The organism is Archangium sp. (genome assembly GCF_036389735.1).
GTDB lineage: Bacteria > Myxococcota > Myxococcia > Myxococcales > Myxococcaceae > Archangium.
This window is the reverse complement of sequence record NZ_DASVWK010001115.1, coordinates 1-2,148: the sequence shown is the minus strand read 5'-3', so window position 1 is coordinate 2,148 and position 2,148 is coordinate 1. Positions and strand designations below refer to the sequence as shown.

Below are 2,148 nucleotides of genomic sequence, written 5' to 3'. Positions count from 1 at the left end.
TGGTCCACCCGGTGGTCATCGCCGGCTGGTTCGGGCTCCTGGTGACGCTGCTCAACCTGCTGCCCGTGGGACAGTTGGATGGCGGACACCTCACCTTCGCCTTGTGGGGCAACCGGGCGAGGGTGGTGGGCAAGGCCGTGGCCCTGGTACTGCTTTTCCTTACCTTGTTCTACACCATCACCTGGGGCGTCTGGCTGCTGGTGGCCACGAAGCTGGTAGGGTTCGGTCACCCGGAAGTGACGCAGCCAGCCGAGCCGTTGGGGCTCGGGCGGAAGCTGGTCTGCGCGGTATGTTTCCTGGCCTTGGCGGGTTGTGCCATGCCCGTGCCCATCCGAATGGTGATCTGGTGAAGTACTACTGTGAGGCTTGTGAGCGGATCGTTCCTCCGGCGGCGTTCCGGATCGAGGACGACCAGCTCGTGCTCAAGTGCTCGCGCTGCAAGGTGGAGACGCGCGGTGGGTCCGAGGGGGACGGGGAGCCCGTCCCGGCGGCGGCCTCCAAGCCCAAGCCCAAGTCGGCCGACGCGCCCGTCATCATGCTCGCGGGGGAGGAGGCGGAGCGCGACCCCATCGAGAACGAGCCCACCCGGCGCATCGCGGTGCCCGAGGCGGTGCTCGCGGCCATCGAGGCCGAGGCCCAGGAGTCGCGCAAGAAGAAGGAGCCCGCGGCGCCGGAGCCCGTGGCGGTGAAGATCTCCGCGGCGCAGCCCGAGGTGATGAAGTTCGAGGCGCCGGAGCGGACGAAGACCCCGGCGCCCATGCCCGTGGTGGCCAAGGCCCCGGCACCGGAGCCCGCGCCCTCGAGGCCCTCGTCGCCCAAGATGGTGATGTCGGAGGCCGCGGCGGCCAACCTCGTGGTGTTGAGGACCTCCGAGGTGAAGGCACGCCTGGCGGCGGAGTCCACGCCCGCGCCGATGATGAGGACCGCGGACCGGCCCTCGAGCGCCCAGTTGCGCGTGGTGGAGGCTCCGGCCCCCACTCCGGCCCCCATCCCCACCGCGTCCGCTGCGTCGGGCGAGGCGGAGGACCCCTTCTCGCCGCCGCCGGGCTACTGCCCCAAGTGCATCGGCGTGCGCAGGGACGGCGCGGTGGTGTGCCCCTACTGCGGGCTGGAGTATGCGCGCTTCCGGGCCGAGGAGTTCCGCCCCTCCACGGCGCTGCACTCCACGTGGCTGGGGGTGTTGGAGCTGTGGGAGAGCAAGGGCGCGCACGACAAGGTGCTGTCCCTGGCCTCGGAGCGCGGTGAGCTGGCCACGCTGGGGCGCCTCTACCGCATCCGGCAGGCTCGCTTCCCGGATGATGCCGTGGCGAAGCGCGGGCGCGAGGAGGTGCTGCGACTGGCCTCGGCGGGCTCGGGTCTCCTCCAGCCCTCGGAGAAGCCCGACAAGCGCACGAAGATCAAGACGGCCATGCTGGGCGTCGTGTTCTTCATCCTGACGATCATCGCCGTGGCCATCGCCATGAAGGCGCGGGAGATGCTGCTGAGGCCGTAGTGCACGACGCGCGGTGCTGGAACAGGTGGGGGGCCAGTTGGAACTCGGCTCCACGCCGGGCTTGACGCCGCCGGACCTGCACGCCCGTGGACACTTCCGTCAGCCATCCCTGGCCGCGACACCTTGCCGCATTGGCGGATGTGAGGCGGTTGGGGAGAGTGCGCGTCCCATGCGTGCCTTGTCGCTCACCCTGCTGTGCGTCCTGTTGTCGCCCCTCGCGGGCTGTGTCCGTGTGAAGCCATTCGAGCGGGGCAAGCTCGCCTCGGCGGCCATGGCACCTCCCTGGGCCGAGGAGGGCATGGCCGCCGAGTACGACGCCAAGCTGCTGGAGACGCAGACCGGTGCGGGCCTGGCTGGTGGCGCGCCTGGAGGCGGGTGCGGCTGCACGCAGTGAACGCCGTTCTCCCCGCTTCTTTCACCCTTTGCCGAGTGGAACCCCCATGAGTCGACTGCCTCGCTCCCTTTCCGCCGTCCTGTCCCTGTGTGCCATCGCGGCGCTGTCCGCCTGTGAGGAGGACCCCCAGAAGAACGAGCCGACGGGGACGCTGCGCGAGACCCTCTTCGTGGCTCACGAAGGGCATCTGGTGTCCTACGACATCGCGACGGGCCAGGAGCGGCCCGGCACGGTGGAGGCCGTGACGAGCCCGGTGGACCCG

The 2,148-nt window shown here is 70.3% G+C and carries 4 protein-coding genes; all 4 read left to right on the top strand.

Annotation, left to right across the window (positions count from 1 at the left end; translation table 11 throughout):
- On the top strand, positions 1-350 hold a 350-nt coding region (locus tag VF794_RS40080), incomplete at its 5' end, for a site-2 protease family protein (RefSeq protein ID WP_331119059.1).
- Positions 347-1,492: a hypothetical protein gene (locus tag VF794_RS40075; protein ID WP_331119057.1), complete on the top strand. Its 1,146-nt coding sequence runs from the start codon at positions 347-349 to the stop codon at positions 1,490-1,492. The genes VF794_RS40080 and VF794_RS40075, both read left to right, overlap by 4 nt.
- Before the next feature lie 169 nt (positions 1,493-1,661).
- Positions 1,662-1,886 carry a DUF4266 domain-containing protein gene (locus tag VF794_RS40070; RefSeq protein WP_331119055.1) on the top strand — a complete coding sequence of 75 codons (225 nt, stop codon included), beginning with the start codon at positions 1,662-1,664 and terminating at the stop codon, positions 1,884-1,886.
- Positions 1,887-1,932: 46 nt separating this feature from the next.
- Positions 1,933-2,148: hypothetical protein (locus tag VF794_RS40065; protein ID WP_331119053.1), on the top strand; the 216-nt coding region annotated here is incomplete at its 3' end.